At 65.2% G+C, this 26,078-nt stretch carries 18 protein-coding genes and 1 riboswitch; of the genes, 10 read left to right on the top strand and 8 right to left on the bottom strand.

Translation table 11 applies throughout. From position 1 onward, the window contains the following. Positions 1 to 9: 9 nt before the first annotated feature. Both B3349_RS00310 and B3349_RS00305 read right to left on the bottom strand, forming a co-directional pair. The gene (locus tag B3349_RS00310) at positions 10 to 4,116 is read right to left on the bottom strand and encodes a response regulator (protein ID WP_066533482.1); all 4,107 of its coding nucleotides are present in this window, start codon (positions 4,114 to 4,116) and stop codon (positions 10 to 12) included. 112 nt (positions 4,117 to 4,228) lie between these two features. Further along, positions 4,229 to 5,401, bottom strand: coding sequence for a response regulator (locus tag B3349_RS00305; RefSeq protein ID WP_066533480.1), 1,173 nt, complete (start codon positions 5,399 to 5,401; stop codon positions 4,229 to 4,231). Between the two features lie 598 nt (positions 5,402 to 5,999). On the opposite strand from B3349_RS00305, the gene B3349_RS00300 reads away from it, so the two are divergent. Beyond that, positions 6,000 to 6,560, top strand: a complete 561-nt coding sequence (locus tag B3349_RS00300; protein ID WP_291585392.1) for a cysteine hydrolase family protein — start codon at positions 6,000 to 6,002, stop codon at positions 6,558 to 6,560. A gap of 337 nt (positions 6,561 to 6,897) precedes the next feature. Here the strand turns inward: B3349_RS00300 and B3349_RS00295 are convergent, their stop codons facing one another. Then, positions 6,898 to 7,056 (bottom strand): hypothetical protein, encoded by a 159-nt coding sequence (locus tag B3349_RS00295; protein WP_172591785.1) that lies wholly within the window; start codon positions 7,054 to 7,056, stop codon positions 6,898 to 6,900. A 417-nt stretch (positions 7,057 to 7,473) separates the two neighbouring features. Then, a riboswitch (yybP-ykoY riboswitch) is annotated at positions 7,474 to 7,636 on the top strand. Positions 7,637 to 7,655: 19 nt separating this feature from the next. Here B3349_RS00295 and mntP point away from each other — a divergent pair. The 3 genes from mntP to B3349_RS00280 all read left to right on the top strand — a co-directional run bounded on the left by mntP (position 7,656) and on the right by B3349_RS00280 (position 12,174). Continuing rightward, the gene (gene mntP / locus B3349_RS00290) at positions 7,656 to 8,225 is read left to right on the top strand and encodes a manganese efflux pump MntP (protein WP_066533478.1); all 570 of its coding nucleotides are present in this window, start codon (positions 7,656 to 7,658) and stop codon (positions 8,223 to 8,225) included. Positions 8,226 to 8,873: 648 nt separating this feature from the next. Next, positions 8,874 to 10,559 (top strand): aspartate-alanine antiporter, encoded by a 1,686-nt coding sequence (aspT, locus tag B3349_RS00285; RefSeq protein WP_291585386.1) that lies wholly within the window; start codon positions 8,874 to 8,876, stop codon positions 10,557 to 10,559. A gap of 28 nt (positions 10,560 to 10,587) precedes the next feature. After that, a complete protein-coding gene (locus tag B3349_RS00280) occupies positions 10,588 to 12,174 on the top strand; it encodes a bifunctional aspartate transaminase/aspartate 4-decarboxylase (RefSeq protein WP_291585384.1) in 1,587 nt (528 codons plus the stop codon). Between the two features lie 249 nt (positions 12,175 to 12,423). On the opposite strand, the gene B3349_RS00275 is transcribed toward B3349_RS00280, so the two are convergent. From B3349_RS00275 to B3349_RS00265, 3 genes are all read right to left on the bottom strand, one after another. After that, positions 12,424 to 14,169 carry a M14 family metallopeptidase gene (locus B3349_RS00275; RefSeq protein ID WP_291585382.1) on the bottom strand — a complete coding sequence of 582 codons (1,746 nt, stop codon included), beginning with the start codon at positions 14,167 to 14,169 and terminating at the stop codon, positions 12,424 to 12,426. Between the two features lie 165 nt (positions 14,170 to 14,334). Continuing rightward, positions 14,335 to 16,239 carry a DEAD/DEAH box helicase gene (locus B3349_RS00270; RefSeq protein ID WP_291585380.1) on the bottom strand — a complete coding sequence of 635 codons (1,905 nt, stop codon included), beginning with the start codon at positions 16,237 to 16,239 and terminating at the stop codon, positions 14,335 to 14,337. 193 nt (positions 16,240 to 16,432) lie between these two features. After that, entirely contained in the window at positions 16,433 to 16,576 is a 144-nt protein-coding gene (locus B3349_RS00265; RefSeq protein ID WP_291585916.1) for a hypothetical protein, read from the bottom strand. Between B3349_RS00265 and ettA the strand changes: the two genes are divergently transcribed. Together ettA and B3349_RS00255 are read left to right on the top strand one after the other, a co-directional pair. Further along, positions 16,524 to 18,164 (top strand): energy-dependent translational throttle protein EttA, encoded by a 1,641-nt coding sequence (ettA, locus tag B3349_RS00260; RefSeq protein WP_291585899.1) that lies wholly within the window; start codon positions 16,524 to 16,526, stop codon positions 18,162 to 18,164. The two genes, B3349_RS00265 and ettA, sit on opposite strands and share 53 nt — an antisense overlap. A 262-nt stretch (positions 18,165 to 18,426) precedes the next feature. Continuing rightward, positions 18,427 to 19,422, top strand: a complete 996-nt coding sequence (locus tag B3349_RS00255; RefSeq protein WP_291585378.1) for a Bug family tripartite tricarboxylate transporter substrate binding protein — start codon at positions 18,427 to 18,429, stop codon at positions 19,420 to 19,422. 103 nt (positions 19,423 to 19,525) lie between these two features. Here B3349_RS00255 and B3349_RS00250 read toward each other — a convergent pair whose 3' ends face one another. After that, the gene (locus B3349_RS00250; RefSeq protein WP_414646832.1) at positions 19,526 to 20,548 is read right to left on the bottom strand and encodes a P1 family peptidase; all 1,023 of its coding nucleotides are present in this window, start codon (positions 20,546 to 20,548) and stop codon (positions 19,526 to 19,528) included. A 197-nt stretch (positions 20,549 to 20,745) separates the two neighbouring features. On the opposite strand from B3349_RS00250, the gene B3349_RS00245 reads away from it, so the two are divergent. The 4 genes from B3349_RS00245 to B3349_RS00230 all read left to right on the top strand — a co-directional run bounded on the left by B3349_RS00245 (position 20,746) and on the right by B3349_RS00230 (position 24,604). Further along, positions 20,746 to 21,573 carry a MetQ/NlpA family ABC transporter substrate-binding protein gene (locus tag B3349_RS00245; RefSeq protein ID WP_291585376.1) on the top strand — a complete coding sequence of 276 codons (828 nt, stop codon included), beginning with the start codon at positions 20,746 to 20,748 and terminating at the stop codon, positions 21,571 to 21,573. Between the two features lie 405 nt (positions 21,574 to 21,978). After that, complete coding sequence (locus tag B3349_RS00240; RefSeq protein WP_291585374.1) at positions 21,979 to 23,010, top strand: porin; 1,032 nt, start codon at positions 21,979 to 21,981, stop codon at positions 23,008 to 23,010. 355 nt (positions 23,011 to 23,365) lie between these two features. Further along, entirely contained in the window at positions 23,366 to 24,196 is an 831-nt protein-coding gene (locus tag B3349_RS00235; protein ID WP_291585372.1) for a MetQ/NlpA family ABC transporter substrate-binding protein, read from the top strand. Between the two features lie 141 nt (positions 24,197 to 24,337). Continuing rightward, on the top strand, positions 24,338 to 24,604 hold the full coding sequence (locus B3349_RS00230) for a hypothetical protein (RefSeq protein ID WP_291585370.1): 267 nt from the start codon (positions 24,338 to 24,340) through the stop codon (positions 24,602 to 24,604). A gap of 77 nt (positions 24,605 to 24,681) precedes the next feature. Here the strand turns inward: B3349_RS00230 and B3349_RS00225 are convergent, their stop codons facing one another. Then, a complete protein-coding gene (locus B3349_RS00225) occupies positions 24,682 to 25,881 on the bottom strand; it encodes a leucine-rich repeat-containing protein kinase family protein (RefSeq protein ID WP_291585368.1) in 1,200 nt (399 codons plus the stop codon). Between the last annotated feature and the right edge of the window lie 197 nt (positions 25,882 to 26,078).

Below are 26,078 nucleotides of genomic sequence, written 5' to 3'. Positions count from 1 at the left end.
GGTGTGCGCCTACAAGGTTTGGGCCTGGGCCTGGTCCAGGGCTGCCAGGGCCGCCGTGAAGTCGATCCGGTCGATCGCGCGCGCCACCGGGGTCAGTTGCGCCGCCAGCGGATCGGCTTCCGCGGCCAGGCGCTGCGTCAGCGCCTGCAGCAGGTCGACGGCTTCGGCATCGCTGTCCTGCAGAAGTTGACGCAAGCCCTGCAGCATCGTCGCCGTGGCGGCGGAGCGTGTATGCGGGGGCTGCACGGCGGACACCGTTGCCTGTGCAATACCCTGCGGGCGTGGCAACTGCTCCAGGGCCGCAATCAGGGGCTGCAGCAGCGCCTCCACCTGGCCCAGCAGAGGCAGCACACCGGTCCTGGAAGGAGTGGTCTGGCATGCCGCTTCTAGCCCCGCAGCCGCAGTGGCCAGGGCCTGGGCGCCAATGGTTCCAGACGCCCCTTTGAGCGTATGGGCCAGGCGCGTCGCCAGCGGGGCATCGCCTGCCTGCACGGCTGCCGTGAAGGCGGCCGCAAAACCTGCCTGCTCATGGGCGTAGAGGCCCAGCAGGCGGCGGTAGAGGCGGGCGTCCTGCTGCACGATGTGCAGACCTGCTGCCAGATCCACCCCGGGAAGTTTGGGCAGCTCCGACAGTTCCGAGCGTTTCGGCACAGCCGGCAATGACGGCGCTCCAGCCAGGGGCGGAGGGGGCGCCCCGCCTGGGGTCCCCGGTGGCGGGCCTGCACCAGCCTCCGGGCCGGTAAGCGGGCGGCCGATCCAGCGGGCCAGGCAGGCAAACATCTCGCCCACCCGCAGGGGCTTGGGGATGTGGTCCACCATGCCGGCCTCGATCACCTTTTCCCGGTCCCCCGCCATGGCGTTGGCCGTCATGGCAATGATGGGCAGGGCATCCAACCGTGGCTGGGCGCGGATCTTCTGTGTGGCGACAAAGCCGTCCATCACGGGCATCTGGCAGTCCATCAGCACCGCATCGAAGCGTGGATCCTGTGCCAGGCAGTCCAAGGCCTCCTGGCCATTGCAGGCCACCACCACGTCGATGCCTGCATTGCGCAGCAGCTCCTGCGCTAGTTCCTGGTTCAGCTCGTTGTCCTCCACCAGCAGCACCCGTGTCCCTTGCAACTGCTGCAAATGCTCTTTCTGCCCCTGTTCCCTGGTTGCGGCACGGGACTGCACCAGCTGGCCCTTGCCCAGCGCCTCTCCCACGGCTTCCAGCAGGGTGGATGGTGTGACGGGCTTGGTGAGCACAGCATTGACATGTGCTCCCCGGGTCTGCAGGGCCGTCATGGCCTCTTCACGCCCGAAGGCCGTGACCATGATGACGGCCGGTGCGTCCCCTCCGTGGGAGGACTGCATCCGCGCCACGGCTTCGGCGCCGTCCATCCGGGGCATGCGCCAATCCATCAGCACCAGGTCGTAGGCAAGCTGCCGCTCGTTGGCCTGCCGGACCAGGGACAGGCATTCATCGCCGTCCCGGGCCACATCCACCTCCAGGCCGAAGTTCCGGGCCATGGTCGAGAGGATCTCGCGCGCGGCAGCGTTGTCGTCCACCACGAGGATGCGCAGTCCCAGCAGCTCCTGCGAGTCGAACATTCGCTGGGGTGTGGGGTCGGGCTGCAGGCCGAAACGGGCGTGGAAGTGGAAGGTGGAGCCATGCCCCAGCGCACTCTCCACCCAGATGCGGCCCTGCATGAGCTCCACCAGGGTGCGCGAGATCGCCAGCCCCAGACCGGTCCCGCCATAGCGGCGGGTGGTGGAGCTGTCGGCCTGGCTGAAGGACTGGAACAGCCGTGTGCACTGCTCTTGCGTCATGCCGATGCCCGAGTCCTGCACCCAGAAGTGCAGCTCCACTTCGTCGGGCGTCTGGGCCACCATTTCCGTTCCCAGGATGACTTCGCCGCGCTCAGAAAATTTGACCGCATTGCTGCACAGATTGACCAGCACCTGCCCCAGCCGCAGCGGGTCGCCCACCAGGGTGGCGGGCAAGCCGGACGCCGTATTGAACAGCAGCTCCAGACCCTGATCCTCGGCCTTGATGCCGATGAGGTCGGCCACATGGTCCAGCACGTCCGCCAGCTTGAAGTCGACCTTCTCCATGGACAGCTTGCCGGCCTCGATCTTGGAGAAATCCAGGATGTCGTTGATGATGCCCAGCAGGTTTTCCGCCGAGTGGTTGACCTTCTCGATGTAATTGCGCTGCTTGGCGTTCAGCGTGGTCTGCAAGGTCAGGTGCGACATGCCGATGATGGCATTCATGGGCGTGCGGATCTCATGGCTCATATTGGCCAGGAACTCGCTTTTGGCGCGGGTGGCTTCCTCGGCCAGTTCGCGGGCGCGGCGCACCTCGTCCTCGGCGCGGTGGCGCTGCGTCACATCGCGCACCGAGGCGCACACGCATTCGCCCCGGCCGCCCACATCGGGCAGGCGGGAGATCCCTAGCTCGATGGGGATTTCCGTCCCATCCTTGCGCAGGCCGTACACACGGATACCGTCAGCGCCCATCAGGTGGGAGCCGCCTTCCTGGGCAAAGCTATCCCGCTGTGCGGCATACCCATCCCGCGCATAGAAGGGGATCAGCGTTGCAATGGGCATGCCGATCAGCTCTTCCTCCCCATAACCGAACATCGTTCCCACCAGGGGGTTGGCCAAAGAGATGCAGCCTTCCGGATCCAGGACCAGCATGCCGTCGGGCGAGGATTCGATGATGCTGTGGTACCAGGTCTCGGTGGCCTTGATCGCGTCCTTCTGCCGTGCCAGCTCGTCGGCCTGCCGCTCCAGCGTCCGGGCCTGGGCCTGGGTTTCCTGCAGCAACTGGTGGGTGGCCAGATTGCGCTCCATGATCTCCAGATTGGCCGCAAGCGACGGCATCAGGGCATCCAGCAGCGCCTGGCGGCCGGGGGCGCTGGGCTCCAGGCTGGCGATCTCCAGAACGCCCAGCAGTTCATCCCCCCGCATGACGGGCAGCACGTTGATGGAGCGCGGCGCCGCCTCCCCCAGTGCAGAGCCCACGCGCACATAGTCTGCCGGGGGATTGGTCAGCACAATGGGGCTGCGCTCCACGGCGCATTGCCCCACCAGCCCTTGGCCCAGCGGAATGTACGGCTCCTGGGACTGGCCCGCGCACTGCGCAAAGCCCCCCAGCAGGCGCAACCGGCGCTGCGCCTTTTCGTGCAGATACAGCACCCCATGCCCTACGCCCAGCAAGGGCGCAGTCAAGGTGAAGAAGCGCTGCGCCAGTTCGGCAAAGGTGCGGGTGGCCTGCAGCTCCGCCGAAATCGAGGCGGTGTGCGCCTTCACCCACCGCTGTACTTCCAGCTCGCGCGCAAAACCCTGCAGCACTGTCACGGCGCGCGCCAGGGCGCCCACGTCGTTCTGGTAGGCGGTGTGGGGCACCTGCTGCTCCAGGTCGCCTGCGGCGATACGTTCCACGGCCGTGCGCAGCTCCGCCGCAGAAACGCGGATGGAGCGGACGATGAGCCAGGCCAGAAGCACGCTGGACAAGCCGCCCAGTGCCAGCAGCACCATGCCGCGCAGCCGGGTTTCATCGGCCAGCACCTGCACCGCCTTGAGGGTGGCGCGGGCACTCTGCTCCTTGGAGGTGGCAATGGCCTCCATGGCCTGGCCCACGGTGTCGCCCATCGTCCTGAATTCCCGGCTGGAAATGCGCAGCCGGGCCTCGTTCAGGCGGCCCTGGCGGGCCAGCTCCAGCATGTGCTCCAGGGCCAGGCGGTACGCGGCATAGTTCTGGTCGAATGCCGCCAGCCTGCGCCGGTTGTCCTCCTGGACGATGCGTTTGCGCAGCTCCGCCACTTCACGGCTGATGTCCGCATGCGCCTTGTCCAGCTGCCGCATGGCATTGGCATGGTCCGCTTCATCGTTGGTCAGCAGCGCATCGCGCAGGGAACGCTCCATGTCGGCATAGAAGAACTGCACGGCCCGCGCATCGGAGATGCCTTGCAGCTCGTTCTCGTACATGTCCTCGATCTGGTGGCTCACCTTTCCCACCGTGTACAGCCCGAGCATGCTGATCAGGGACGCCATCAGGAGCACCACCGCAAAAGCGGTGGCCAGCTTGGCCGTCAACGAAGAGCGGTGGTAGTGCTGAACCAGACCAGTCATGGAGTAAGCGCCTCTTCTCAAGAGCAGTGCAGGGGGCCGCTATCGGGGGGGCTGCCCGCAGGGGCCGGGCAAGGGGGCAATGATGGGGCAACGAGGTAAAGGCGCCCGCAGGCTAGGCAATGGAGCCGATGTCGCCTTTGGCAAGCTCCACGCTGCGTTGCTTTTCCAGCATGTCGGCATGGCTGTCGGCATAGGTTCGCGAAATCTCCTGAAACCGGTCCAGCACGCCCAGGAAGGCGTCGAACACATCCGGGTCGAAATGCGTGCCGCGCCCTTCGCGCATGATGTCCACCGCCTTTCCGTGCGGCATGCCTTCCTTGTACACACGGCGGCTGATCAGTGCGTCGTAGACGTCCGCCACCGCCATGATCCGGGCCGAGACGGGAATGGCATCGCCGACGAGGCCTTGCGGGTAGCCGCTGCCGTCCCACTTCTCGTGGTGGCCGTAGGCTATTTCCTTGGCGTATTTCAGGAAGTCCACCGCCATGCCCAGCTGGTCCTCGGCATGCTGTATCGAATCCCGGCCTAAGGTGGTGTGGGTCTTCATGACCTCGAACTCCTGCGGCTCGAAGCGGCCCGGCTTCAGCAGGATCCGGTCGGGAATGCCGATCTTGCCAATGTCATGCAAGGGCGCGGACTTGAACAGCATGTCGATCACATTGCCGTCCAGGTGCAGGCGGAAGCGCGGGTGGTCTTTCAGCGCCGTGGCCAGCACCTTCACATAGTGCTGGGTCCGGCGGATGTGGTTGCCGGTTTCATTGTCACGGGTTTCGGCCAGCGAGGCCATTGCCAGGATGGTGACATCCTGGATGGCTGCCAGCTCACGGGTGCGCCTGTGCACCTCGAAGTCGAGAAACTCGTTCTGGTTTCGCAGGATGTCCGCCCCGATCTTGGCCTGCAGCTGCGATGCCACGCGTGCCAGCAGAATGGGGGGATTGATGGGCTTGCTGATGAAGTCGGCCGCGCCCACCTCCAGCCCGGTGGTTTCATCGGCCGTGCCGGTCATGGCCGTCAGAAAGATGATGGGGATGTGCCGGGTTCTGGGCGACTCCTTGAGCCTGCGGCAGACCTCGTAGCCCGACATCCCGGACATCATCACGTCCAGCAGCACCAGGTCGGGAAGTGTGTCCTGGGCAATGATCTCCAGGGCCTTCTCGCCGGAGCTGGCAAGCTTCAACTGGTATTTGGCTTTGAGCAGGCCAGACAGAAGCCACAGGTTGTCCGGTGAATCGTCCACCGCCAGAATCTGCGGACGAAGCGGCTTCTCTGTGGTTCCTGCAAGCATAAGATCTCCCTGGTCACGGGTGTCGAGACTCTCTTTTCAGAATGTCCACCATTACCTACACCTTGGCAAGACTTTCCCGACAGGCTCCCATTCAGGTTGCGCAGGAACATCGTTGTGCTCGTTCGCCCGCACGGTTCGCAGTGCGCCCGCCTGCCATCAGCCGCCTGCCAGCAGCTGTCAGCCTTGCCGGCACCCGGGAAGGCGCTCATGCCTCCGGCGATCGGCAGCGCCCGGCTTCCGGTGTCCCTGGGGGCTGGCGCCGTGCAGGGCAGGCCCGTGCTCAGGCCAGCCAGCAGGGAAGGCCTGCTGTGGTGGCTGGCGAGTGGCCTGCGCTGGGGGCGGCGGGGGGCTTGTGTGAGCTGCCACAACTGCGACAGCGGCCATGGCAGCGTCGCTGTAGATGCTGCAGTGCAAAAACTTGCTACAGTGGGGCTCCATGGTTCGCTGCACACTCACCACCACTACCTCCACGACCGCTAATTGCGGACCGTGTGAAGTGCCGTGAGCGATCAGTCGATCCACTTCCCAGGCCCGCCAGCAATGGACAGGGCTTTTTTTATGCCCTTGCGCCGCTGGCACCACGCAAGGAAATGCATACATGTTTGCCCTGTTAGTCCTCGATGTCCAAGTCGGGCTGGTCCACGGTCCCGAATCCATGTGGCGCTGCACCGAGATGCTGGAGACCATCAACACGCTGATGGCCCAGGCCCGGCGCGCCGGAGCCCCCATTTTTCTGGCACGCCACATCGGTCCCGCGGGAACGCCTATCGGCCCCGGCAGCCCATTGGCCGAACTGGCGCCGGAGCTGCAGCTGGATGGCAGTGAAGTGGTGTTTGAAAAGCACCGTCCCAGCGCTTTTGCAGGGACCGGGCTGCTGGACAAGTTCCGCGCTGTCGGTGTGAGCGGCGTGGTCATCACCGGTATGAAAACCCAGTACTGCGTGGACACCAGTTGCCGGGCTGCGCGCGATATGGGCCTGGAGGCCGTGCTCATTGCCGATGGCCATACCTGCGCGGACACCCCTCAGCTGCGTGCCGAGCAGATCGTGGCACACCACAACGCGACGTTGGCTGGCGCGTTCTGCTCGGTCGTGCCTGCAGATGCCTGGAGTTTCCCGGTGCCAGCCCAGGCCGCGCGCACTGCCGTGCCGGCACGCTGAGGCCCGAACCACGCCACCTCCGGCCCTGCGGCTCTGCGCCAGGAGCCGCAGGGCCGGTATCCGAATGCCGGTGCGGTGTGTGGCGTGCGTTTAGCTCAACAGGGTATCTGTTCTCATGCGATGGCGCAGGTGCATCGCTTCCATGCGCGCGGCGACCGTCGGGTGCGATCGCGTGTCGTGCTCCCTGTGGTTGGTGGCTGCCCCCATCTGGCAGCTGATGCCGAAGAAAAAAGCCGGTGCCTTGCGGCGTGCGTGGGAACTGAAGAGAGGGAGGGAGGAGACGCTCCCAGGCCCGGCAAAAAGGTAAAGCCTGTGAACGGTAGGTCCTGGACTGGAATCAGTGCACCGCCATGCAGCGGTACAGGCGCTGCACGGTCCGCACGCTGATGGCAGATGCCCTGGGAAAGCGCCGCATGGCATCTTCAAGGGCCGCGCAGGTGCTGGGGAACAGGGCGGTGTAGTACGCCCCTTCGACTTTGATAATGCACCGCCTCATTGATGACTCCTTGAACGTGATCTGCTGTCTACCGTTTATCGGCTAGTTTGTATCAAACTGAAACAGAATTGTGTAAAGACAGCGTCGGTCAGCGGTTGCTCACGCAGCAGCGCCCACCTACAGGGTGGCTGCGGAATGCAAAGCCGGTGTCTGGTGGCATGCCTGGCAGGGCTGGGGCAATGCGCCGGGGCAATGCGCCGGGGCCCGGTGGGAGGCTGGTCTGTATCCATGCAGCGCTTCTGCCATGGCGGGCAGCAGCTTTCGCAGCGCTGGGGTCGCAAAGGTGCTGCAGAGTTGCACGTGCCATTCACCGTTCGCACCGGCTTTCGCAGGTGCAATGCGATCCATTTCGAACGTGAAATAGGGCTTTTGGCGCTACCTCCCAAAGATGGGCGCAGCGCGCTTAAACTTTCGGTTCCCTTGGGGAGTAGCCTGCTTCCGCCCTGGAAGCGTCTGCGTCAACACACTCGGCATCTTCATGCTGTGGCGCAGGCATCCGTTCTTCGGTTGGCGAGACCATCGGCATGTCACTGCGACGCAGGTCGGGCAGTGGTGGCATGCCGTTGTGCTCAGGCCCGACCGTATTCCCAGAACCCCAGATGAACGCTGCTTCCATCACCCTGTTGGCGCTCGCCATGTCCACCGACGCCTTTGCTGCTGCCATTGGCAAAGGATCCGCCCTTATGAAACCCCGTTGGTCAGAGGCGGTGCGCACCGGTCTGATCTTTGGCGTCATCGAGGCCATCACCCCCCTGGTCGGCTGGGCGCTGGGCTATGCCGCCGCCGACTATGTCGAATCCTGGGACCACTGGATTGCCTTTGTCCTGCTGCTGGTGCTGGGCCTGCGCATGGTGCGGGGCGCGTTCCAGCATACGGATGCGCCGGAGATCAGCAAGCCGGCACGGCACGGGTTCTGGCTGCTGGTGGCCACCGGTTTTGCCACCAGCATCGATGCCATGGCGGTGGGGGTGGGTCTGGCGTTCCTGGATGTGAACATCACGGTGGTGGCGCTGAGCATCGGCTTTGCCACCTTCGCCATGGTGACGCTGGGCGTCATGGTCGGGCGCCTGCTGGGCCATGTCACGGGCCGGTGGGCAGAAGCGGTGGGCGGCCTGGTGCTGATCGCCATTGGTTCGCTGATTCTGTACGAGCACCTGTCCGCCGTCTGAGAGCGAAGCCATATCCACGGCAAGCGCTGCACAGCCATCCACTGCGGCGCTGATTCCGTGGAGGTGTGAATGTGTCCCATTTTTTGACTGTGCCCGGCCGCCATCCAGCTTTTGATGGGCATGTGCAGGGTGGGCCGCAAATGGGCTGAAGAGATATTGGTATGCGCCCACAAAAAATCCCGCTGTCGGCGGGTTTTTTTTATGGAGGAAATGCTTTCAGTGCCAACGCTGCGTGGTTTGCTTTCTCGCATAGAGGTTTGTTTTTTTATAGCAGACCCATATTGCAGGTGGTCGGTTCGCGTGATTGGGGTGGCGTGGCCGAACGCGCATGCGCCGCATTTTGGGGTGCCCTCATATGCCGCCGTCATGGATATAGCTGCCGTCGCTTTTGCCATTTTTGCGACCCTGTCAACCGTCTGCTGCCACCCATCCACACACGGGTGTCAGGGCATGTTTTTTGTGCCGAAGTGTTTCACGAGCAGCGGCGTTCAACGCGAAATTTTGTCGGAGAAAACGAGGGCTGTGCGTCTGAAAACCGCGGATGCCATGCACCAATTTATCCGACAACGCCACCAAGTCCTCGCTTTTGAGCGGTCATCTTTTATTGCGATGGTTCTGATAAAAGTTACGCACGAAGAAGGAGGTCTCATGCAGTACGTTTCCGGCATCTTCAAGCATTCTCCCGAGATAGCGCTCTTCCTTTCCCTGGCCCTGGGGTACTGGATCGGCAAATTCCAGTTCGGTAAATTCCAGCTAGGAGGGGTGGCCGGATCGCTGCTTGCAGCGGTCGCCATCAGCCAGTTTGGCGTGACCATCGACAACGGCGTCAAGTCGATTCTGTTCGCGCTCTTCATTTATGCCGTGGGTTTTGAAAGCGGCCCCCAATTCTTCCGTTCCCTCGGGCGCCAGACCATCCGCGAGATCATCATGGCGGCCGTACTGGCCCTGAGCGGGCTGGTCACGGTGGTGGTGCTGGCGCGCATGTTCGAGCTGGACAAGGGGCTTGCAGCAGGCATTGCCGCTGGCGGGTTGACGCAGTCGGCCATCATCGGCACCGCCAGCTCTGCCATCGAAAAACTGGGGCTGGCGGCAGACGAGTCGCAGCGCCTGCAGGCCAATGTGGCCATTGGCTACGCCGTGACCTATATCTTTGGCTCGTTCGGCGCCATCATCGTCTGCGTCAACATCCTGCCGTGGTTCATGCGTCGCAGCATCCGTGATGACGCCATCAAGGCCGAGGCCGAGGCACTGAAAGGTGCAAAGGTCTACGGCCGTGGCGAGACACCGGCGTTGCCGGACATTGTCGGGCGCGTGTACCGCGTGCAGGTGGGGGCCGGCAAAACCATTGCAGCCCTGGAACATGGCGCGGCCGGCGGGGCAATCACGGTCGAGCGTGTCCAGCGTGACGGCAAGCCGGTTGGCGTCAACCCGGAGCTGGTGCTCAAGGATGGCGACCTGCTGCTCGTCGTTGGCCGCCGCAGCGGTGTGGTCGGGCTGGAGGCGCTGATCGGCCCGGAAACCCTTTCCGTGCCCGGCATGGAGCTGGTGGTCACCACGCGCGATGTGCAGATCGGTGGCAAGGAGTTTGTGGGACAGACCGTGGCTGGCATCATGGCGCTCAGCACCGATCTGCGGCACGGCATCTATGTGCTGGGGGTCTCGCGCGGCGGGGTGCGGCTGGACCTCCATGACGACACGGTCATCGCAGCCGGCGACGTGGTGACCGTCCATGGCGTGCAGGAAGACCTGCAGCGCCTGGCGGGCCGCGTCGGGCCGGCCATCATTCCCAGCGACAAGACTGACTTCGTGTTCCATGGCCTGGGTCTGGTCGTGGGCCTGTTGATCGGCCTGTTCGTGGTGCGCATCGGTGCGATTCCGCTGACCCTGGGCGCGGGTGGTGGTGCACTGCTGTCCGGCCTGGCCTTCGGCTGGTACCGCAGCCGCCACATGAACATGGGCAACATGCCCAGCGGCGCATCGACCCTGTTGCGCGATCTCGGCCTGGCGGGCTTTGTCGCGGTCGTGGGTCTGCAGTCCGGTCAGGAAGCGGTGCACACCATTGCACAGAGTGGTCTGTCCATCTTCCTGATCGGTGTCGTCGTGACGATTTTCCCGATGATTCTCACGATGCTGGTCGGCCGCTACCTGCTGCGCTATGACAACGTGGCGGTCTTTGCCGGTGCGCTGTCGGGATCGCGCAGTGCCAACCCTGCATTCGGTGAAGTGCTGGACAAGGCCGGAAATTCGATTCCGACCACACCGTTTGCCATCACCTATGCGCTGGCGAATGTGTTCCTGACGCTGTTGGGCCCTTTGGTCGTGGCCTTTGCCTGACTTCAACCTTGAAACGGAGTAGATTGAGATGACTGATTACAGCCAATTCACCAAGCTGAGCCCTTTCGAACTCAAGGACGAGCTGATCAAGCTGGCCGCCGGCAGACCGACCAAGGACATGCTGAATGCCGGCCGCGGCAACCCCAACTTCCTGGCCACCGTGCCGCGCCGGGCCTTCTTCCGCCTGGGTCTGTTTGCGGCCACGGAATCGGAGCTGTCCTTTTCCTATATGCACGGGGGCATCGGCGGGCTGCCGCAGATCGAGGGTATCGAAGGCCGCTTCGAGCGTTTTCTCAGCGACTTCCAGGACCGGGAAGGCGTGGCCTTTCTGCGCAAGGCCTTGAGCTATGTGCGGGACCAGTTGGGGCTGTCCGCCTCGGAATTCCTGCATGAAATGGTGGAAGGGGTGCTGGGCTGCAACTACCCCGTTCCGCCGCGCATGCTGCGCATCAGCGAGCAGATCGTGCGCCAGTACGTGATGCAGGAAATGGTGGGGGGGCGCGTCTCCGCAAAGAAGGTGGACATCTTCGCGACCGAAGGCGGCACCGCCGCCATGACCTACATCTTTGACTCACTCAAGCAGAACAAGCTGGTGAGCAAGGGCGACAAGGTGGCCATCGGCATGCCGGTATTCACCCCCTACATCGAGATTCCGGAACTGGAAACCTACGGGCTGGAAGCCGTGGCGATCAACGCCGATCCGGAGGCCGGCTGGCAGTATCCGGACTCCGAGTTGGACAAGCTCAAGGACCCGGCGATCAAGATATTCTTCTGCATCAACCCCTCCAATCCGCCGTCCGTGAAGCTCAACGACCACGGTCTGGACAAGATTGCCCAGATCGTCAAGCACGACCGGCCCGATCTGATGATCCTGACGGACGATGTTTACGGCACCTTCGCAGACGACTTCCACTCGCTGTTCTCGGTGTGCCCGATGAACACCATCCTGGTGTATTCCTTCTCCAAGTACTTCGGCGCCACGGGCTGGCGGCTGGGCACGATCGCCCTGCACCAGAACAATGTGATCGACCAGAAGCTGGCGGCCCTGTCTGCGGCAGACAAGACCTCGCTGGAGCACCGGTACGCGTCCATCACCACCGATGTGCCAGGGTTGAAGTTCATCGACCGCCTGGTCGCCGACAGCCGCACCGTGGCACTCAACCACACGGCCGGCCTGTCCACGCCCCAGCAGGTGCAGATGGTGCTGTTCTCGCTGTTCGCCCTGATGGACGAGAGCAACCACTACAAGGCGGCGCTCAAGGGGGTCATCCGCCGGCGGCAGGCCGCGATGTATGCCGAGCTGGGCATCGACATCCCGGACGACGAGAACTCGGTGGACTACTACACCCTGCTCGATCTGGAAAAGATCTCGGAGCAGCTCTACGGCGCCGAGTTTGCGGCCTGGGTGAAGGCCAGCTTTGCCGCCAACGAACTGCTGTTCCGCATTGCCGACGAAACCGGCATCGTGCTGCTGCCGGGTCGGGGCTTCGGTACCCCGCACCCGTCGGGCCGTGCCTCGCTGGCCAACCTCAACGAGTTCGAATATGCGCGCATCGGCCGTGCCCTGCGCAGCATGGCCGACGAGTACTACGCCGCCTGGAAGAAGAAAAAATGACGCTGGCCGACCCAGGCCTGCTGCGCACCACCATGCGTGGTGGCTCGGAAGGTCGGCTGTTAGGCTGTTAGGCTGAATGGTGCGGCGTAGATCGGCGTAGATCGGTATAGGCTGGCCGCCCCGCAGCCCCTCCAGCGATAAAAAAAGCCCCGGAGCCTGAGCGCCGGGGCTTTTTGCTGGGGCGGAATTGCCAGAGGCTGCCGATGCGCCGTGCCGCAGCGCCGGTGCATCGGTGCGCCTCCATCCGCTTCAGTCCTCTTCAAACACCAGGGTGGTGGGCGCCATCACGCGGGCCAGATCGCCCAGCGTGGGGATGATGCCCTGCTTCACATAGCTGTAGGGCGTATCGGGCTCCAGCGCGGCAGCGGCCACATTGGCCAGGGGCTGGTTCATGCTGATGAAGTAGCTGCCGGGCACGGCGTCGATGGCATTGCGCACCACGCTGATCTTGGCATCGGCGCCTGGGGCGGCGGCATAGCCGTCACTGAGCACCGGGGCCTGTTCGGCCACGCGCTGCACCTGCACGCCCAGCAGGCGCAGGCGCTCCACCGCGCGGTCGCTTTGCGGCGACAGCCAGTAGCCGCAGGGGCGCGGGCGCTGCAGCGTGGGGCGCAGTTCCTGGCTGGAACGCCAGACGGCGCGCACCGTCTTGTCGGCACCGGTCAGCGGGTCCAGCATGACCACATCGCGCTGGGTCTGCTGTGCCTGCGCGGCCACGGTGAGCTGGCCCTTGCAGGCCTGGGAGGCCACATCGCGGGTCACGAAGGACTGCACCTTGGCCAGATCGTCGGCACGCGCAATGGTGTCGTGCAGTGCGGCGGTCAACGCCGTCACCTGGGTGTGGACCCGGCGCTGGATGTGCAGGCGCTGCAGGTCGGCGCCGCGGCTTTGCACCGTCAGGCTGGGCAGGTTCTTCAGTGCCGCCATGTTGAACAGGCTGGTGGGGGCCGGGCTGCCCGTGCTCAGCACCTTGTCGGTGGGGCTGGCCGTATAGGCCCAGTCCACGCGCTGGCCGGCCTGGGTCAGGCTGTCGGTGATGGGGCGGTGCAGCCACTCGCGTTCGGCCTTGGCAACGAACTCGTGCACATTGGGGCTCAGGCCGTATTGCAGGCCGGCATCGTCGGCGCGCAGGGCGTCGAACTGCTCCAGCGTGGGGTGGATGGCGGAAAATTCCTCGGCATTCACCACCACGGTGGGGCGGTAGTCCCGCACCAGCTTGGCCAGTGCGCGGGCTTCGGGGGTCTGCAGCAGCAGGTGGTCCTGTGTCAGCAAGGTGCCGTCGGCAGTGGCGGCGCTGCCGGTCTCAAAGCCATCGGGGTTGGCGCGGGGCACCAGCACCACATTGACCTGGGCCAGCAGGGGGTGCAGCCGGCCACCGGCGTCCAGCTCCTGGCTCATGGCCAGCAGTGCCTCGGTGGGGGCGAAGTCCGTGCCTTGCTGGCCGGCCACGATCAGCACCGTGGGGCGGCGGGTTTCGTCCAGGGCTTCGGGGTTGATGGCATTGGCCTTGGCGGCCACCAGCGCATGGATGGGGCGGCCTTGCTGGCTGGTGCCGATGGTGATCAGGCCCAGGCGCACGGGCTGGCCCAGTGTCTTGGTCGACAGGGTCTGCAGCAGCGTGCTCAGCTCTTCATTGGTGGTGAAGCTGCGGCGGCCGTTTTCCAGGCCGGGCGTCTGGTAGCGCACGGCGGGATCGGGAAAGCGCAGCGCCACTTCTCCGGCGTAAGGCAGGGCTTCCAGCGTGGGTGTGGGGGCGATCGGCGTGGTTTGCGCCGTCGACAGAATGGAGGAGGGCGCGCCGCTGGCGGCCTCGGGCGCGGGTGTCCGCGCCGGGGCCGGAGCGGGGCGGCTGGGTTGCCACACGGGCAGCGGGGTACTGGCACAGCCGGCCAGCACCGTGGCGGCGCCCAGGACGCTCAGCCACCGCAAGGGGGCAGAACGGGCTTCCGAACGATCCTGAAGGGAGGAGGGGGCGAAAGTGGAGGGCGTGGTCATGGTGTGCGGGTACCTCGGGTCACGGTCAGGCCGGGCCGCAGCCGCAAGGGCATGCGGGCGGCGCAGGGGCAATGCTAGCTGCAGCGTGGGGAGTCCGTGTGTCAGCGCAGGGCGCGCTGCTGCAGTTCGAAAACCTGCAGGTGCCAGGCCTGCAGGTGGGCGGGGTCAGCGGTTGTAGCCGCCGCCACCGCCACGGCGGTTGCCACCACCGCCAAAGCCGCCGCTGTTGCCGCCGCCATTGCCACCGTTACCGCCACGGCGGTTGCCACCGCCGAAGCCGCCACGGCGACCGCGGTCAGCCATGCTGTCCACGCTGGTGCGCATCGGGTCAGGCTGACCGCCATTGCCGCCGGCGCCGCCATTGCTGCGGGGAGCGGCATTGCGGATCACGCCCACATGGGTGCCCAGGTGGGCATTGGCGCGAGGGGGTTGGTCGTCAAAACGGCTCGGGCCTTCGTAGCCGTCGCGGGTCTGGCGCTGGGGCTGGCTGCGCGGCGCGCGTGGCTGCTCATCGCGGGGGAAATCGCTGCGCGGTGCATCGGCACGCGGGTTGTCACGCGAGGGGCGCTGGCGCGAGCGATTGAAGCCCTGGCCGCTGCGGCGCTGCTGGGCGTCGGCATCACCGGCGAACTCCGGACGTGGTGCGCGGGCCTGGTCGTTGCCGCGGCGGTTGCTGCCGCTGCTGTGGCCCTGGCGGCGCTGACCGTCTTCCGACGCTGCCGCACCCTGGCCGCCTGCTGCGGCGGGACGGGGGCCCTTGCCCTTGCCGGCGGCACGGTCGCCGCCCTGGGCCACCTTGTTGGTGCGGATGCGGTCCATCATTTCCTGGCGCGCAGCCTTGGCGGCGGCCTGCATCACGTCGCGGCTGGGAGGCTTGCCGGCGCCGCCCCAGATGGTCTGGCGGCCCATGGCGATGGGTTCGGCCTGCTCGTTGGCCTCGGGGCCAAAGCCTTCGAGCACCTGCACCGGGATCTCCTGCTTGGTGAAGCGCTCGATCTCCATCATGAAGCCTTCTTCATCCATGCACACCAGGCTGACGGCATGGCCTTCGCGGCCGGCGCGGCCGGTACGGCCGATGCGGTGCACGTAGTCTTCAGGGACGTTGGGGATTTCGTAGTTCACGACGTGCGGCAGCTCGTCGATGTCGATGCCGCGGGCTGCGATGTCGGTGGCCACCAGGGCGCGCAGCTCACCGGTCTTGAAGCCGGCCAGTGCCTGGGTACGGGCGCTCTGGCTCTTGTTGCCGTGCAGCGCCATGGCGCTGATGCCGTGCTTGGTCAGGTAATCGGCCACATTGTTGGCGCCGAACTTGGTGCGGGTGAACACCAGCACCTGGCTCCAGTTGTGCTCCTTGATGATGTGCAGCAGCACTTCCTTCTTCTTGCCGCGGCCCACGGGGTGGATCACCTGGGTGATGCGCTGCACCGTGGTGTTGCTTGGCGTGACCTGGATGGACTGCGGGTTCTTCAGCAGGCTGTTGGCCAGCTCGCGGATCTCGTCGCTGAAGGTGGCGGAGAACAGCAGGCTTTGCTTGTCCTTGGGCACCAGGGCCAAGACCTTTTTCACGTCATGGATAAAGCCCATGTCGAGCATGCGGTCGGCTTCGTCCAGCACCAGGATTTCGACCCGGGACAGGTCCACCAGACCTTGCTGCTGCAGATCCAGCAGACGGCCGGGGGTGGCCACCAGAATGTCCACGCCCTTGCGGATGCGATCCACCTGGGGCTTCATGCCCACGCCGCCGAAGATGACGGTGGAGGTCACATCCAGGTACTTGGCGTAGCTGATGAGGTTTTCGTTGATCTGGGCAGCCAGCTCGCGGGTGGGCGAGAGCACCAGAGCGCGGATGCCACCGGCCGGGGCCTGGGTGCCGCCTTGCGTGAGGCGGTGCAGCATGGGCAGCGAAAAGGCAGCCGTCTTGCCGGTGCCAGTCTGGGCGCCAGCCAGCAGATCCTTGCCGGTCAGCACGGCGGGAATCGCTTGTGCCTGGATAGGTGTCGGGTTTTCGTAACCCTGTTCGAGCACGGCCTTGACAATGGCGGGTGCCAGGTTCAGTTCTTCAAATGTCATTCTTGTCGATACGCCCGTCCGGGGCGCTGGGTATCAGCCTGTCGGGGCAACCTGCGTTGGTTGCCGGGCCAGTCTTAGGCAGATGATTTCAAGGAATGGGAGCCTGGAGCAGCGTCCGTCGTCCCCAGCTGAAATGCTGATGCCAAGGGCAACTGGAGCTCTTGGCTATGCATATTGTCGCATGCGTCGATAATCATGGTTGGTCGGCAGCCTCCGGTTGCCCAGATTTCTCACCAAAACCCAGAATTTTTTCGTAAGCATCCATGGCCCAATACGTCTTTTCGATGAACCATGTCACCAAGACCGTGCCGCCGAAGCGGCAGATCTTGAAGGACATCTCCCTCAGCTTCTTCCCCGGCGCCAAGATCGGCGTGCTGGGCCTGAACGGCTCCGGCAAGTCCTCGCTGCTCAAGATCATGGCTGGCGTGGACAAGGAAATCGAAGGCGAAGCCATCCCGATGGCCGGCCTGTCGATCGGCTACCTGCCCCAGGAACCCCAGCTGAACCCTGAGCACACCGTGCGCCAGGCCGTGGAAGAAGCCATGGCCGAGGTGAACAACGCCAAGGCCCGCCTGGAAGAGGTGTATGCCGCCTATGCCGAGGAAGATGCCGACTTCGACGCCCTGGCCAAGGAGCAGGGCGAGCTGGAAGCCGTCATCGCCGCCGCCGGCACCGATTCCGAGCACCAGCTGGAAATCGCCGCCGACGCGCTGCGCCTGCCCGCATGGGACGCCGTGGTCGGCCAGCTCTCCGGCGGTGAAAAGCGCCGCGTGGCCCTGTGCCAGCTGCTGCTGTCCAAGCCCGACATGCTGCTGCTCGACGAACCCACCAACCACTTGGATGCCGAATCCGTGGAATGGCTGGAGCATTTCCTGCACCGCTTCAGCGGCACCGTGGTGGCCATCACCCACGATCGCTACTTCCTGGACAACGCCGCCGAGTGGATTCTGGAACTCGACCGTGGCCACGGCATCCCCTACAAGGGCAACTACTCCGATTGGCTGATCCAGAAGGGCAACCGCCTGGAAGCCGAACAAAAGGGTGAGGAAGCCCGCGCCAAGGCCTTGAAGAAGGAACTGGAATGGGTGCGCCAGAACGCCAAGGGCCGCCAGGCCAAATCCAAGGCCCGTATCGCCCGCTTCGAGGAACTGAGCGATTACGAATACCAACAGCGCAACGAAACCCAGGAAATCTTCATTCCTGTGGCCGAGCGTCTGGGCTCCAAGGTCATCGAATTCAACAACGTCTCCAAGGCCTTTGGTGACCGTCTGCTGATCGATAACCTGTCCATGAACGTGCCTGCGGGCGCCATCGTCGGCATCATCGGCCCCAACGGCGCCGGTAAGTCGACGCTGTTCAAGCTGATCGCGGGCAAGGAACAACCCGATTCCGGCACCGTGGACATCGGCCAGACCGTGAAGATGGCCTTCGTTGACCAGCACCGCGATGCGCTGGCCAACGACAAGACCGTGTGGGAAGACATCTCCGGCGGTCTGGACATGATCAACGTCGGCAAGTTCACCATGGCCTCGCGCGCCTACGCCGGCCGCTTCAACTTCAACGGCCAGGACCAGCAAAAGAAGGTCGGCAACCTCTCCGGTGGTGAGCGCGGCCGTCTGCACCTCGCCAAGACCCTGATCCAGGGCGGCAACGTGCTGCTGCTGGACGAACCGTCGAACGACCTGGACGTGGAAACCCTGCGTGCCCTGGAAGACGCGCTGCTGGAATACGCGGGCACCGTGATGGTGATCTCCCACGATCGCTGGTTCCTGGACCGTATCGCCACCCACATCCTGGCCGCCGAGGGCGATTCGCAATGGGTGTTCTTCGACGGCAACTACCAGGAGTACGAAGCCGACAAAAAGAAGCGCCTGGGCGAAGAGGGCGCACAGCCCAAGCGCTTCCGCTTCAAGGCCCTCAAGTAATTCTTGCGGTGCAGCAAAAAGGCTCCTTCGGGAGCCTTTTTTCATGGGGGATGGACGCAGCAATGGCCGGCAGCCCGTGCACACGCCGCGAGGGGCGGCGTGGTCGCCCCCTGTCGCTGGCGCGACCGGGCGCTGCCGGCGCAGGGGCAAATCCCAGTGCCACGGAAGGCGCAGGCCGCCTAGATTCGCGGGGTACCGCGGCCCAGGCGGGGGCAACACCCAGCCAGGCCGCACCGTTGCAGCATCTTCCGGAGACTCTCCCATGCCCGTTTTTTCTTCCCTGCCCCTGACACGCCGCGGCGTTGCCCGCGCCGCAGCCGCCTTGCTGGCCACCTGCGCGCTGGGTGCCGGCGCGCAGACCGCCTACCCGAACAAGCCCGTGCGCGTGGTGGTGGGCTTTTCGGCCGGCGGCACCACCGACGTGGTGGCGCGCATCATGGCCAAGGAGCTGACACAGGCGCTGGGCCAGACCTTCATGGTGGACAACAAGCCCGGCGGTGGCAGCAACATCGCCACCGACTTGGTGGCCGCCGCCCCGGCCGATGGCTACACCCTGCTGTTTGTGGCTGTGACCAGCGCCATCAACCAGACGCTGTACCCCAATGTGAAGTTCGACCTGAACCGCGACTTCGAGGCCGTGGCCCTGGGCGCTAAGGTGCCCAATGTGCTGGTGGTCACACCCAATGTGCCGGCCAAGAATGTGAAGGAACTGATTGCCTGGGCCAAGGCCAACAACGACAAGGTGTCCTATGCCTCATCGGGCAGCGGCACCTCCATCCACATGGCGGGCGAGCTGTTCAAGGTCCGCACCGGCCTGCAGACCCAGCACGTACCCTACAAGGGCAGCGCACCGGCGCTCACCGACCTGATGGGCGGCCAGGTGCAGTTCATGTTCGACAACATGCCGTCTTCCTGGCCCCAGGTGCAGGGCGGCAAGCTGCGCGCGCTGGCGGTGACCACCAAGACCCGCTCGCCCTCGGCGCCGGACCTGCCCACCATGGAGGAAAGCGGCGTGGCGCCGTTCGATGTGAGCAGTTGGTTCGGTCTGATTGCGCCCAAGGGCACGCCCAAGGACATCGTGGACAAGCTGAACAAGGCCATGAACGCCGCCTTTGACAAGCCTGAGGTCAAGGAAGCCTATGCCAAGCTGGGCGCGGTGGCCGAACACAACACGCCGGCCCAGTTCAGCAGCTTCATCCGTTCGGAAGTCAGCAACTGGGCGCCGGTGGTCAAGGCCTCGGGCGCCAAGGTGGACTGAGGCCCCCCCAGGCATCACCGGGCATCCGGGCTACAGGGGCCCCGGAGCGCGGTTGCATGCGGCGCCGGTTGCATGCCGCAGCCCCTGCCCGGTCCCGCTGCCGCTACGGGGTCGGGGATTGCCAATCGCTCCAGCTCGGCAGCCTGGCCTGCCCGGGCACCTCCACCGCCTGGGCCAGCAGAATGGCGCGGGCGGTGGCCACGGCCACGGCTTCGGCGGCCAGGGTGAACAGCGTCATCAGCCCCAGTGTTTTGCCGGACTGGCCCGTGCCCAGGGCAAACAGGGTGTCGCCGTCGCTCATGGTGTGCACCGGATTGATGGCGCGCGCCAGGCCGTCGTGGGCCACGGTGGCCAGGCGCTGGGCCTGGGGCTTGGTGATGCGGGCATCGGTGGCCACCACGCCGATGGTGGTGTTGCTGCCGGCCAGAATGGTCTGCGGGCTGTCGCCGCGCAGCAGGGCATCGCGCGCGCACAGCAGCCGGGCGCCATCGGCCGTGCGTGCACCGGCCAGCAGTTCACCGGTGGTGGGGTGGTAGACATCACCCAATGCGTTGCATGCCACCAGGGCCCCCACGGTCACGCCATCGACGGTGAAGCTGGCCGTACCGATGCCGCCTTTCATGGCTCTTGCAAAGCCAAAGATCTTGCCCACCACGGCACCGGCGCCAGCGCCCACGCTGCCTTCGGCCGGGCGCTCGCGGCTGGCCGCCTGGCAGGCCGCGTAGCCGGCGGCGGCATCGGGGCGGATGGACATGTCCCCCAGCAGCACATCGAACAGCACGGCCGCGGGCACCAGTGGAATGCGGCCCACGCCAATGTCCAGCCCGGCGCCCTGGGCCTCCAGCCAGCGCACCGTGCCGCTGGCTGCATCCAGCCCCCAGGCACTGCCGCCCGCCAGGGTGATGCCATGCACCTGCTGCACCAGGTTGGAGGGTGCCAGCAGATCCGTCTCGCGGGTGCCGGGGGCGGCGCCGCGCACATCCACCCCGCCCACTGCACCCTGCGGACACAGCACCACGGAGCAGCCGGTGGGCCGGCGGGTATCGGTGTGGTGCCCCACGCTGATGCCTTGCACCCGGGCGATGTGGCCGGGATGCTGCAGCAGCTTGCGGATGGCGGCGGGCAGTGCAGGGGCGGCGGGGAAGGAAGTGGTCACAGGCAGACTCCGGTGGGGCGTTGGCCAGGTTTATATGGTCTGGGTGATAAACAAATAGCTTTTTTATCTCTAGGGTTTACCCATGGTGGCGCCATACTGAAGGGCGAACGCCACTGTCCGGTGGCCCGGATTCTCTCCCCCCATTCTCTCTTTTGCGAGTTTTCCCCATGACTTCCCGCTTTGTTTCCCGCCGCGCCGTGCTGGCCGCTTCCACCCTGGCCCTGGTGGCCGCACTGGGCACGCCCGCGCTGGCGCAGGACGCCGCCAAGAAGAAGCTGCTGATCGGTGCCACCGCCGGCTCCAACTACGATCTGCTGCAAAAAGGCATCCTGCCCCAGATGCAGAAGAAGGGCTACCAGATCAAGCTGGTGGAGTTCAACGACTATGTGCAGCCCAATCTGGCGCTGAGCGACGGCTCGCTGGACGCCAACTTCTTCCAGCACCGCGCCTACTTTGACCAGTTCACCGCCGACCGCAAGCTGGCGCTGAGCGCCATCGTCCAGGGCCCTGTGGCCCCGATGGGCGTGTACAGCAAGAAGCACAAGTCGCTGCAAGGCATCCAGAACGGCGCCAAGGTGGCCCTGCCCAACGACCCCAGCAACCTGGCCCGCGCGCTGCTGGTGCTGCAGCAGGCTGGTCTGGTGCAGGTCAAGCCGGGCGTGAACCCCGCCCGTATCTCGGAGCTGGACCTGGCGGCCAACCCGCACAAGCTCAAGTTCCTGCCGCTGGAAGCCGCCCAGCTGCCGCGCGTGCTGGAAGACGCCGACTACGTGGTGGTCAACGGCAACTTCGCCATCTCGTCCGGCCTGAAGCTGAACGACGCCGTGGTGCTGGAAAAGACCCCCGATCAGTACCTGAACGTGGTGGCCGTGAAGACCGGCAACGAAACCAGCCAGTGGGCCAAGGACCTGGCTGCGGCCTACCGCTCGGCCGAGTTCAAGGCCGTGGTGGACAGCCAGTTTGCCGGCTACGCCAAGCCGGCCTTCCTGCAGTAAGCCGCTGCACGGGCCGCAGACTGCGGCCTGACACCAGGCACCAACAAGGGACTGCAGGGCAGTCCCTTTGCTTTGGGCGGCGCGATGCCGGTAGCAGGGGCAGGGGACAGGGAGCGCTGGCGGTGTGGCGCTGCCGGTGTTTGAACAGGGCGGAGAGGGGCAGACAGGCGGCGACAAGGGGGCGCAAAGGGTGCTGCGAGGGGGGAATCTGCGCGAGTTTGTCGCTCGGTGATTTGCACCAAGCTGGTGCGAAAGCGGCGGCATTGTCAGTGCTTTGGCCGTGAATTGTTGCTTTTTTGCTTCAATTTTCCCGCTCAGGGCAAAAAAAGCAGGCTCCAGCCTCTTGCATGGTGACGCGCTCTGTGCACACAGCAGAGAATCGCCGCATTGTCACAAGGAAACAACATGAAAAAAACTCTCATCGCCTTCGGCGCTGCGCTGGCATGCCTGGGTGCAGCCCACGCACAAAGCAATGTCCAACTGACCGGCCTGGTCGACATGTATGTCGGCTCCATGAAGATGGCAGGTTCGGAACGCAAGAGCGTGGTCGATTCCGGCGGTATGTCCACCTCCTGGTGGGGCGTGCAGGGCACGGAAGACCTGGGCGGCGGCCTGAAGGCCGGCTTCATGCTGGGCGCTTTCTTCCAGGGCGATGACGGCTCCAAGGGCCGCTTCCCTGGCGACACCTACTTTGCCCGTGACGCGAACGTCAGCCTGTCGGGTGGCTTCGGTCAGCTGCTGCTGGGCCGCACTTCGGCCCCCAACTTCCTGCCTTCCGTGTTTGCCAACCCGTTCGGCGACTCGTTCGAAGTCTCGCCGCTGATCCTGCACGAGAACGTGTCCTTCTACAACGGCGGCGTGAACTACAGCACCACCCCGTCGGACACCGGCTGGAGCAACCAGATCCGCTACACCACGCCCGACATCGGCGGCCTGACCATCAACGTGGCCTACCAGTTCGGTGAAGTGGCCACGGCCAACAGCAAGAAGAACGTGGGCGTGAACGCCACCTACCGCACCGGCGGCCTGATGCTGACCGGCTTCTACGAGCGCGCACAGGTCAACAACCCCGGCGCCGGCCTGCTGGCCGATGGCACCAAGCAAAACTGGATGCTGGGCAGCTCCTACGACTTCGGCGTGGTCAAGCTGTACGGCACCTACGGCCAGTCCAAGACCAAGGACAACGACAACTACGAAGGCAAGACCGCTTCGCTGGGTCTGGACATCCCCGTCTCCAAGGCTGGCACCATCAAGGCCGCCGTGGCCCACACCAAGATGGACACCGGCGCCTGGGACGGCAAGCACACCACCACCACCGTGGGCTACGACCACAACCTGTCCAAGCGCACCGATGTGTACGGCGTGGTCATGAACGACCGCTTCACCGGTCTGAAGTCCGGCACCAGCCTGGCTGTGGGCATCCGCCACCGCTTCTAAGCAGTTGCAGACCTTGTGTCTGCCCTGCTGGACCTACCCGGCCTCGGCCGGGTTTTTTTATGGGCGCGCGCTACCGGGGGACGCAGTCGGCCGGTCCAATGGACGCGCCGGCAGGACTGCTGCGCCAGTCTTCATATGAATAATTGAATAAGGATTGGAATTTTTATTGGTTGGAGATTGAAGCGACTCTGGGGATACTGCCGCCAGACGTTTGCAGCAGGCCGGCACCACCGGTTTCCTTCGTGACAGAAGCGGGCGCTGAACCAGCCCCCGACGCCCGTGCCGCCTGCACAGACAGACCGTTTTTCAAGACCCGCGCCGCAAGACGGCCAGAGAGATCCCAGGAGAAGCCACCATGTCCCGTTTGTTCACCACCCGCCGTTCCATCCTGGCCGCTGCCGTGCTGGCTGCCGCCTCGGTCGGCCTGTCGGCCCCGGCGCTGGCCCAGGACGCCAGCAAGAAGCAGCTGGTGATTGGCGGCACGGCCGGCTCCAACATCGACCAGCTGCAGTACGGTATCGTGCCCCAGCTGCAGAAGAAGGGCTACAAGGTCAAGCTGGTGGAGTTCAATGACTACGTGCAGCCCAACCTGGCCCTGGCCGATGGTTCGCTGGACGCCAACTTCTTCCAGCACGAGGTCTACTTCAACCAGTTCAAGGGTGACCGCAAGCTGGACCTGGTGGCGCTGACCCAGGGCCCCATCGCTCCCATGGGCGTGTACAGCAAGCAGCGCAAGAGCCTGGCCGACCTGAAGGAAGGCGACCGCGTGGCCCTGCCCAACGACCCCAGCAACCTGGCCCGCGGCATCCTGCTGCTGCAGCAGGCCGGTCTGGTCAAGATCAAGGAAGGCGTGAACCCGCTGCGCGTGTCGGAGCTGGACCTGGCTTCCAATCCCAAGAAGATCAAGCTGGTGCCGCTGGACGCCGCCCACCTGCCGCGCGCTCTGGATGACGCACAGTTCGCCATCATCAACGGCAACTTCGCCATCTCCTCCGGCCTGAAGCTGACCGAAGCCGTGCTGCTGGAAAAAGTGCCCAACCACTACCTGAACATCGTGGCCGTGAAGACCAAGGACAAGGACGCCCAGTGGGCCAAGGACCTGGCCGAAGCCTACCGCTCCGCCGAATTCAAGGCCGTGGTCGACAGCAAGTTCGCCGGCTACGCCAAGCCCGGCTTCCTGCAGTAAGCCCTGCCGCAAGGCGCTTGCCAAAGTACACCAGGGACCGCGATGCGGTCCCTTTTTGCATGGGTGGTGCTGCCTTGGTGATGCCGCCGGTGCGGGCACGGGCGGCGGCGTACCGTGCTCCGCCATGTCCGATATGTGCGTATGTACGATCAGATCATCACCGCCATCCACGCGCACTGGAAAGTGCATGGCAATGCCTACCCCCAGGCCATCTTGCTGACGGAATGCAGCTGGCGCTGGCTGAACGCCCTGCGCAAGCGGGTCAATGATTCAATGGCGTTCACGCTCGAGCTGGGCTGGGAACATTTGCTGCACGGCGTACCCATCCAGCGCTCGCCAGACATCGACGCTGGATGTAGACGGTCAGCGTCTGCTACTGTAGCCCGCACCACCCAGCCACAGCACTGAGCCAGTCCGTCTTCCGGCGCACCGCAACGCGCTGCGCGGGCCGTCGGATCGGGGCCGGAAAGCCGTTCTCGCTGCTGTCAGCGCGCTATGGCGTAGAGCTCGTCGCGCAGGATATGGAGCGCGCGCAGCTCGATCTGCTGCAGCGCCCGCACCTGGGCGGTCGGCAGGCCCCGCGTCAACAGTGCGGCGCCCAGGTCGCTGAGCATGGCGTCACCGGTCTGCGGGTTCCACAGGATGTTGTGCGCGTACAGATCGCCATGCAGCACGCCGCTGTAGTGCAGGTGGCGCACGGCGCCGCTGATCTGCGCCAGGATGTGCTGCGCCGCACCGGGCGACAGCGGCAGGCCGGGCGCATAGACATCGCGCGTGCAGCTGCGCAGGCTGGGCGGGCCGGCCAGCGGCTGCATGCCCTCGGGCAGCAGCGGCAGGGCCATGGCCAGCTGGCCCTGGGGCAGGCCGCTGACGGCCGCCAACGGGGTCAGCAACTGGGGGTGGGGCGCCACCGCCATGCCCGCCGCCATTTCGGACTGTGGGGTGCCGTCGCTGGTGTGGGCAGCCTTGAAGACCTTGAGGGCCAGCGCGGTCCCGCTGCACGTATTGCGGGCGCGGTAGATATGGCCGCTGGCGCCTTCGCCCAGCAGCGCACCCACCTCCAGGTCCGCAAAGGACAGGGCCTTGGCTGCAGCGCTGGCATGCAGCTGCTGCTCGCTGGCCTGGGTCAGCGGGTTGCCGGCCAGCGCCGGCCAGGACAGCTGGGGCAGCTGCAGCAGCACCTCGGGCACGGCGGTGAAGCGGTTGCTGGCCATGCGCAGCAGCTCCAGCCGGTTGCAGCGCACCAGGCTGGCGGGCAGGGCGGTCAGCCGGTTGCAGGACAGCATCAGCTTCTGCAGGCGCGGGCGCTCGCCCAGCGCGTCGGGCACGCTGGTGAGGCAGTTGTCGGTCAGGATCAGCCAGCGCAGGCGCGCAGGCAGGCTGTGCGGCGGCACGTCGGCAATCCGGCAGGCCCGAAAGCCCACCATCTCCAGCTCCGGCAACTGGCCCAGCACGGGTGGCAGCTGGGTGAAGGGGTTGTGGGAGGCAAACAGCACCCGCAGCCGCGCAAAGCGCGCGAATTCGGCGGGCAGGGAGCTCAGCTGGTTGCCGGACAGGTCCAGCAGTTCCAGGGTGTCGGCAAGGGCGAACAGGGCCGGTGGGAAGACAGTCAGACCCTGGTTGCAGAGCCTCACCTCGCGCGCGCCGGCCAGCGCGCCACTTTCTAATTGATCCAGGGTATGCATGCGGGCGCCAAGTGTAGGCGCCCGCCTGTCACCTTCCCGGCAAGATGGGCGGACCCAGCCTGATTTATTTCCCGGTGTGGGCCGGTCTTGATGTACCGCAGCCCGGGGCGGCTTGCGGCTTGCGCATGCCTGTCCCCCTGCCGCAGCGTCTCCATGCACCCGCGCAGTGCGGTCGCCGGCGCTGGCCCCTGCGGGCC

It is taken from the genome of Comamonas sp. UBA7528 (assembly GCF_002479375.1).
GTDB lineage: Bacteria > Pseudomonadota > Gammaproteobacteria > Burkholderiales > Burkholderiaceae_C > Comamonas.
This window is presented reverse-complemented; position numbering and strand designations above follow the sequence as displayed.

Coding starts and splice junctions, on each gene's coding strand:
- B3349_RS00310 (WP_066533482.1), bottom strand. CDS start 4,116: ATGACTGGTCTGGTTCAGCACTACCACCGCTCTTCGTTGACGGCCAAG.
- B3349_RS00305 (WP_066533480.1), bottom strand. CDS start 5,401: ATGCTTGCAGGAACCACAGAGAAGCCGCTTCGTCCGCAGATTCTGGCG.
- B3349_RS00300 (WP_291585392.1), top strand. CDS start 6,000: ATGTTTGCCCTGTTAGTCCTCGATGTCCAAGTCGGGCTGGTCCACGGT.
- B3349_RS00295 (WP_172591785.1), bottom strand. CDS start 7,056: ATGAGGCGGTGCATTATCAAAGTCGAAGGGGCGTACTACACCGCCCTG.
- mntP (WP_066533478.1), top strand. CDS start 7,656: ATGAACGCTGCTTCCATCACCCTGTTGGCGCTCGCCATGTCCACCGAC.
- aspT (WP_291585386.1), top strand. CDS start 8,874: ATGCAGTACGTTTCCGGCATCTTCAAGCATTCTCCCGAGATAGCGCTC.
- B3349_RS00280 (WP_291585384.1), top strand. CDS start 10,588: ATGACTGATTACAGCCAATTCACCAAGCTGAGCCCTTTCGAACTCAAG.
- B3349_RS00275 (WP_291585382.1), bottom strand. CDS start 14,169: ATGACCACGCCCTCCACTTTCGCCCCCTCCTCCCTTCAGGATCGTTCG.
- B3349_RS00270 (WP_291585380.1), bottom strand. CDS start 16,239: ATGACATTTGAAGAACTGAACCTGGCACCCGCCATTGTCAAGGCCGTG.
- ettA (WP_291585899.1), top strand. CDS start 16,524: ATGAACCATGTCACCAAGACCGTGCCGCCGAAGCGGCAGATCTTGAAG.
- B3349_RS00265 (WP_291585916.1), bottom strand. CDS start 16,576: ATGTCCTTCAAGATCTGCCGCTTCGGCGGCACGGTCTTGGTGACATGG.
- B3349_RS00255 (WP_291585378.1), top strand. CDS start 18,427: ATGCCCGTTTTTTCTTCCCTGCCCCTGACACGCCGCGGCGTTGCCCGC.
- B3349_RS00245 (WP_291585376.1), top strand. CDS start 20,746: ATGACTTCCCGCTTTGTTTCCCGCCGCGCCGTGCTGGCCGCTTCCACC.
- B3349_RS00240 (WP_291585374.1), top strand. CDS start 21,979: ATGAAAAAAACTCTCATCGCCTTCGGCGCTGCGCTGGCATGCCTGGGT.
- B3349_RS00235 (WP_291585372.1), top strand. CDS start 23,366: ATGTCCCGTTTGTTCACCACCCGCCGTTCCATCCTGGCCGCTGCCGTG.
- B3349_RS00230 (WP_291585370.1), top strand. CDS start 24,338: ATGTACGATCAGATCATCACCGCCATCCACGCGCACTGGAAAGTGCAT.
- B3349_RS00225 (WP_291585368.1), bottom strand. CDS start 25,881: ATGCATACCCTGGATCAATTAGAAAGTGGCGCGCTGGCCGGCGCGCGC.